We start from the raw sequence: 6,897 nt of genomic DNA, 5'->3' as shown, positions 1-6,897 counted from the left end.
GGCCAGATATGGGGGCAGGGGCGGGACGGGAAACAATCCCTCCCCTAAATCAGGCAAAATCAAGACATTCTCAACAATGCCTGCCGCAGGGTGACAAAGTGGATTGCGCGATTCGTGCATTTTAACTAGAGTTAAGGGAATAATAAGAAAACAGGCACGAGCAGAAATATCAGCTCCGGTATGAGCGAAAGCGGTCCGCCGCGCGCGGATGTCTTGCATCCTCGCGTGCGGCAGAGTCGTTCTGTTGCCTGTAAAAACGACGTGCAATGACAGAGCGACAGCCATGGTGTTTGATATCAGTAATCCGATCCGTACTTTTCCGGCGCAAAGCCGTGCTGCCCGCCTGCGACGCCGCTTCGGCTGGGTCGCGGGGGTGAGCTTGGCAGCTGCGCTTGTCGCGGCCTGTTCTGAGGGGAGTGGTGACGGCTTTGCCTCCGGCGTGTACCGGGTGGCAGGCAGTCAGCGTGCACCGTCGATGGAAATTCTTGAGAAAACTGTCGAATACTCGGTCGTGCCCGCATCGCGGGCCATGGTGCATGCCCCGGACGCGCTGGTGGTGCTGGAGCGCAATCTGGGCGCGGCGGTCGAGCAGCGCATCGTATTGCCCAATGCGACGGCGGTGCGCGGCGACAATGCCATTCACATCCGCGCCCAGACCGGCGCCAGCGCCCGGCTGGGCGAATTCAATTTCAGCGAGATCACGACACGCTTTGGCGGCCTGCCCGCGCCGTTTCAGCGGCTGACGGACAGTGCGCTGCTGAGCGGCGAGGACAGCCTTGGCGGCTATGTCTATGCCCGTGAGGCAATCGGCGCCGGCACATTGTGTGTTCTGGTTCTGCGCCGCATGACCATCGGCGCGCGACCGCTTCCGCGCGGCACACAGGCGCTGGACGTGATGATGCGCAATTGCGTTGACGGCCCGGTTGAGCAGGCGCTGGCCCCCATCAGCGCGCGCGCGCTGGGGGTAAGTGGCAGCGCGCAGGGGTCGGTTTACACCTTGTCACCCCATGCTGCGCCGCGGCTCTGAGCACAGCGGCAGACGGTTTTACTGGTATCTGATCGGACAGGATTAAATGGCAAAGATCATCGGAACACGACCGCTGCGGGGTTTCGAGGTGCTGAACCTCCTTGCCTGGCTGTTCCTTCTGGGCGTGATCGGGGTGCTGGTCAGCGTGCCGACCTCCATCGCCGTTCAGGCGATGCTCGGCCTTGCCGCGGTGCTGACGGTGGCGGTGCTCAAACCCTTTGTCAGCTCGAACATGGTTGCGCGCTTTGCCATGATGGCTGTGGCCTCGACGCTGGTGCTGCGCTACTGGGCCTGGCGCGCGACCGAGACGCTGCCGCCGGTCGCCGATACCGTCTCGTTCATTCCGGCGCTGATCCTGTTCATCGTCGAAACCTATGCAATCGGCGTGTTTTTCCTGTCGGCTTTCCTGACTGCTGACCCCATCAAGCGCGGCCTGCCGCCCAAGGTGGCCGCCGCCGACCTGCCGACCGTCGATATTCTGGTGCCCTCCTACAACGAGCCAACCGAGATGCTGGCGGTCACGCTTTCGGCGGCCAAGAACATGCATTATCCGCCCCACAAGCGCACGGTGGTTCTGTGTGATGACGGCGGCACCGATCAGCGCTGCAACAGCGACGACCCCGAACTTGCGGAACGCTCGCGCCAGCGCCGCCGTGACCTGATCGCGCTTTGCAACGAACTGGGTGTGATCTATTCGACCCGTCCGCGCAACGAGCATGCCAAGGCGGGCAACATGTCGGCGGCGCTGGAAAAGCTTGAGGGTGAGCTGGTGGTGGTGTTTGACGCCGACCACGTTCCCAGCCGCGATTTTCTGGCCCGCACCGTGGGCTTTTTCGTCGAAGACCCCAAACTGTTCCTCGTCCAGACCCCGCATTTCTTCCTCAACCCCGATCCGATTGACCGCAATGTCGGCTTCAGCGACGATTGCCCGCCGGAAAACGAGATGTTCTATCACCTCAGCCACCGTGGGCTTGACCGCTGGGGCGGCGCGTTTTTCTGCGGATCGGCCGCCGTTCTGCGGCGCGCGGCGCTGGATGAGGCGGGCGGTTTTGCCGGGGACACCATTACTGAGGACGCCGAAACCGCGCTGGGCATTCACCGCAACGGCTGGAAAAGCCTTTATGTCGATCACGCCATGATCGCCGGGCTTCAGCCTGAAACCTTCGTCAGCTTCGTGCAGCAGCGCGGGCGCTGGGCGACGGGCATGATGCAACTTCTGATCCTCAAGAACCCGCTGCGCGGCAAGGGGCTCAGCCTGTCGCAGCGGCTGTGCTACCTCAATTCGATGACCTTCTGGCTGTTCCCGCTGGTGCGGATGACCTTCATTCTGGCGCCGCTGGCCTATCTGTTCTTCGGCCTTCAGATCTTCGTGGCCACCATTCAGGAAGTCGCGGTTTACATGACCAGCTACATGGCCGTCAGCTTCATGGTGCAGAACGCGCTCTATGCCCGGGTGCGCTGGCCGCTGATTTCCGAGGTCTATGAGGTGGCGCAGGCGCCCTATCTGTCAAAGGCGATCTTCAAGACCATCCTCAACCCGCGCGGCGCCAAGTTCAACGTGACCGCCAAGGACGAGGTGTTGGAAGAAAACTTCATCTCGCCGATCTTCAAGCCGCTTCTGTTCATCTTCGCGCTTTGTGTGCTGGGCGTGGCGGCGGCGGTGGTGCGCTGGGTGCTTTACCCGGGCGATCAGAACATCATCATGGTCGTGGGCGGCTGGGCGGTGTTCAACCTGCTTCTGGTGGGTGCCGCGATCCGCGCTGTGGCTGAGCGCCAGCAGCGCCGCTCCGTGCCCCGGGTGCCGGTGAATGTGCCCGCCGTTGTGGCGCTGGGGCAGGACAGCCCGGTCTTTGCCCGCGCCACTGTTCTGGATGCTTCCACCACCGGCGCGCGGCTGGCGATCCGGCCGCAGTCGCTGTCGGATACCGGCGAATTGCCGCGGCTTCAGAAGGGCGAGACGTTTTATTTCACCCCCGAATTCCCCAAATCGCCGCATCTGGAGAACGCTGTGCGGGTGCAGGCGATGTCGGTCAAGCCTGAGGGCGGGGCCATCGTTGTCGGCGTCAAATTCGACCCGAGCCAGCCGATGATCGTGCGCGAAACCGTGGCGCATCTGATCTTTGGCGACTCCGCTTCGTGGGAGGCTGTGCGCGCCACGCGCAACAAGAAGATGGGGCTGTTGCGCGGTATGGTCTATGTTCTGGGCCTGTCCTTTGCGGGCATCTATCATACCACCCGCGCGCTTGCCGCCGAACCTGCCCGCCTTGCCCGCCAGCGCAGGCGCGCGGTGGATACCAGCTACACGCAGGGCCAACCCGCCCATCTTCTGGCTTTTGGTGAGGCCTTTGATCCGCCCGTCGCGCGGCCTGTCCCTCTGATGCAGCCGGACGCGGCGCAGCGTGCCGGAACCCGCAAGGGCCCGGATCAGAACCCGCTGGAAGGAGGGGCCCACTGATGGCCCCGGTAGACGCTCTTTTTCAGGGCCTGCACGGCGCGCTCAGGCGTGTCGCAACCGCCGCCCTCATCCCGGCCCGTGCGGCCACCCCGCTGGCGGTTCTTGCGCTCTGTGCCACCTTCACGGCCCCCGCCGTTCTGGCGCAGGGCGGCGGGGGGCTGATCGTTGTGCCGCTGGGCCCGGGCGAGGCCGAGGTGGACGATGCCATCTCTGACAGCCTGCTGCAGGACCGCGTCGCCCCTGACCGCGCACGCGGGACGCAGGTGGCGCCAAGCGGCGCGCCCCAGGGGCTGGTCAGCCCGTTGCGCCCGGTCATCGCGCGCGGCCAGCCGCAGGGCAGTGCCATCCGCTTCGATGGCGAAAGTCGTACGCTGGATTTCGCGCTCTTCGTGCCCGATCCGGCGCGCGCAGAAAGCCTGCGCCTTGCGACGCTCTCGTCCATCAACGTGCTGCCCGAACGCTCGCATTTTCAGGTCTATGTGAATGACCAGTTTGTCGGCGAGGGGCGGCTGGAGAATTTCACCCAGACCGGCACCACCGATCTGGCCGTTCCCCCGGGCATTCTGACGGCGGGCCATAACCGGGTGCAGATCCGCCTGCGGCAATACCATCGCATCTTCTGCGGCCCCGAGGCCTCTTTTTCGCTCTGGACCGACATTGACCTTTCGCGCAGCGGCGCGGTGATCACCGGGATGAGCGCTGAGAGCACCGAAAGCAGCTTCCTGATGGGGCTGGCCCTGTCTGCGGCGACCGGCAGCGGTATCGAAATCCGCGGCACATCGGGGCTGGGCGATCAGCGCGAGGGTTGGGTTTCTCTGATCACCCAGCGCCTGACAGCGGCACTGGGCGGTGACCCGGTCCCGTTCCGCTTTACCGATTTCTGGACGGTGCAGCCCGATGATACGGCCGCCGGCGGGCGGATCACCTTCCTGCCCGGCAACACCGGGCGCATCAGCTACCGCACCGGCGGCGACGGGGCACAGGTGATGGTCATTGAATATGTGCCTGGCCAGCCCGCCTCCGGTCTGCCCGGCCTTGATCTGGCGCTGCCCGCGCTGCCTGCACGCGCCGCACCCACGTTGATACAGGCGACCCGGCCGGTGCCCTTTTCGGCCTTCGGCTTCCGCCCGGTCGAGGTGCAGGATCGCTATGCGCTGATCGAACAGCGCTTCCGCCTGCCGGATGATTACGTCGTGCTGACCAATGCCAAGGCGGAAATCCGGCTGGATTACATCTATGCCGATGATCTCCCCGCCGGCTCGATGCTGCTGGTCCATGTCAACGGCCACAACATCCGCCTTCTGCCACTCAGGGGCGAGGCCGGGCGGTTGATCGAACAATTTCCCTTGCGTTTTGAGGCGCGCTATCTGCAAGCCGGAGCCAACAACCTCGCGTTCGAGGTGATGGTCCCCGGAGACCCGCCTGATCTTCCCTGCCCGGTCTGGGACAACCCGGTGCTGGCGATCGGCGCGGAATCCACCATCAACGTGCCCTACAGCCCGTCGATGTATCTGCCGGACATGCATTTCGCCTTCCGCGCCCTGACCCCGCAAAGCGTGCAGCCCCAGGCCCATGCAGCGCGCTCCTATGATGCGGATGACCTGATCACCCTGCGCGCCGCGCTGGCGGGAAGCATGACCGGCCGGAGCGATACCGGCGCGCGCCTGCATCTTCTGTCGCTTGATGATCTGGCAAGTCTGCCGCTGGGGGGGCATCCGGTCAACCGTCAGGTGATTGAGAACGTGCTTCTGGGCGGCGACGATACCGCGGTACAGCCCATGGCCAGCGAGGGTCTGGGTGGCAGCCTGTTACGCATGACCGGCGACACCGGCGGCATGCGCCAGCCCCCGGCGGCGGTTTCGTCGGGCTGGGACCGGGCAGTGGGCCTGTTCAACACCGCGCTGCAGTGGATGCACCCGCGTTCCGGCGGACTGCTGGAACAATGGCTGCGCCAGCAACGCGGTCAGGCGATCCTGCTTCAGCTTGACACTGAGCGCCCTGACAATCTCTGGCTTCTGCGCTCGGCGGGCACCGATATTGCCGGGCTTGCCTCGGCCATTGTGGCGGCGCGCACCATGGCCGACGGACCACGCGGGCAGGTGTCGGTTCTGGACAGCGCCGGGCGCTGGCAGAACTGGATCGCACCAGACCGCCAGCCGGTGCTGCTGGAACCGATTTCACCGCGCAACCTGCGCCATGTTCTGGGCAATCTGGTTTCGGCCATGCCCATCCGTTATGTTTCAGTCCTTTTTCTTCTGGCCCTTGTCGCTGCTCTGGTAGCCCTGCGGCTTGTCATTTCCACGCGGGAGCAGCAGCAATGAATCGTCGTAATTTCCTGACATTGCTGGGTGCGGCCCCGGTTTTTGCCGGTGCGTCAGGAATGGCCCGGGGGCAGGGAATCTTGTTGCAGCCGCGTGATCTGGCGGTCAGCGCCCGCGCCACCTGGGAAAGCTGGAAAAGCGGCTATCTGCAACCGGACGGGCGGGTGGTTGACCGGCTGCAATCCAACGCCAGCCATTCCGAGGGGCAGGGCTATGGCATGGTTCTGGCCACTGAATTCGGTGATCATGAGGCCTTTCGCCGGATGCTGGACTGGACTGAGATGAACCTTGCGGTGCGCGCAGACGGGCTACTGGCATGGCGCTACCTGCCCGAGGCGCCGGACCAGGTGCCGGACCGCAACAACGCCTCGGATGGCGATCTGTTCTTTGCCTGGGCGCTGCTGCGCGCCTCGCGCAAGTTCTCTGAGAATGACTATCTGACCCGCGCCACGCGGATCGCAACGACACTGGCCGAAAAGTGCATCCTGCCCAGCCCCGCCGACACGGGCGAGCTGCTGTTCCTGCCCGCCGTGCATGGCTTTGTCCATGAGGGCAGCATGGTGATCAATCCCAGCTACCTGATGCCGCTGGCGATGCGCGAACTGGCTGCCGCGACCGGGGTCAGCGCGCTGGCGGTCGCCGCGCAGCACGGCGAGGCGCTGACGATGCGGCTGGCGCTTGACGGGCTGGTGCCGGACTGGATCAGCGTGACCCGCGACGGCATCTCGGCCGCCGAGGGCTTCAGCCCGAATGCCGGGTATGAGGCGATGCGTGTGCCGCTGTTCCTTGTCTGGTCTGGGCATGGCAGCCATCCCGCCGTGCAGCAGATGATGCGCGTCTATGAGCGCACGGTGGGCCCCGGCCTGCCGGTTCCCACGCTGATCGAGCCCGCCTCGGGCGTTGTGCTGGAGGCCTCGGATGATCCGGGGTATCGTGCGCTTGCGGGGCTGATTTCCTGTGCCGGGCGGGTCGGACGTGTCGGGGCTGACATGCCCGCCTTTGACCATGCCCAACCGTATTATCCGGCGACACTGCAGATGTTCGTGATGATCGCCGCCAATGAGGTATCTCCTGAATGCGTGCCTGTGTGACTT

Annotated in this window: 5 protein-coding genes; 4 read left to right on the top strand and 1 reads right to left on the bottom strand. The window is 64.7% G+C overall.

Features of this window, described 5'->3' with window-relative positions; all coding sequences use genetic code 11:
- A partial coding sequence (locus tag V7Q53_RS10955; protein WP_333828584.1) for a hypothetical protein occupies window positions 1–219 on the bottom strand: 219 nt, incomplete at its 3' end.
- 64 nt (window positions 220–283) lie between these two features.
- Between V7Q53_RS10955 and V7Q53_RS10950 the strand changes: the two genes are divergently transcribed.
- The 4 genes from V7Q53_RS10950 to V7Q53_RS10935 are packed head-to-tail and all read left to right on the top strand — an operon-like array spanning window position 284 to window position 6,894.
- On the top strand, window positions 284–1,027 hold the full coding sequence (locus tag V7Q53_RS10950) for a hypothetical protein (RefSeq protein ID WP_333828583.1): 744 nt from the start codon (window positions 284–286) through the stop codon (window positions 1,025–1,027).
- A gap of 46 nt (window positions 1,028–1,073) precedes the next feature.
- On the top strand, window positions 1,074–3,482 hold the full coding sequence (gene bcsA, locus V7Q53_RS10945) for a UDP-forming cellulose synthase catalytic subunit (RefSeq protein WP_333828582.1): 2,409 nt from the start codon (window positions 1,074–1,076) through the stop codon (window positions 3,480–3,482).
- Complete coding sequence (locus V7Q53_RS10940; RefSeq protein WP_333828581.1) at window positions 3,482–5,803, top strand: cellulose biosynthesis cyclic di-GMP-binding regulatory protein BcsB; 2,322 nt, start codon at window positions 3,482–3,484, stop codon at window positions 5,801–5,803. Before bcsA ends, V7Q53_RS10940 begins: the two co-directional genes overlap by 1 nt.
- The gene (locus V7Q53_RS10935; RefSeq protein ID WP_333828580.1) at window positions 5,800–6,894 is read left to right on the top strand and encodes a glycosyl hydrolase family 8; all 1,095 of its coding nucleotides are present in this window, start codon (window positions 5,800–5,802) and stop codon (window positions 6,892–6,894) included. Before V7Q53_RS10940 ends, V7Q53_RS10935 begins: the two co-directional genes overlap by 4 nt.
- Window positions 6,895–6,897 lie beyond the last annotated feature (3 nt).

Source organism: Pararhodobacter sp., assembly GCF_036802785.1.
Taxonomy (GTDB): domain Bacteria; phylum Pseudomonadota; class Alphaproteobacteria; order Rhodobacterales; family Rhodobacteraceae; genus Pararhodobacter.
This window is presented reverse-complemented; position numbering and strand designations above follow the sequence as displayed.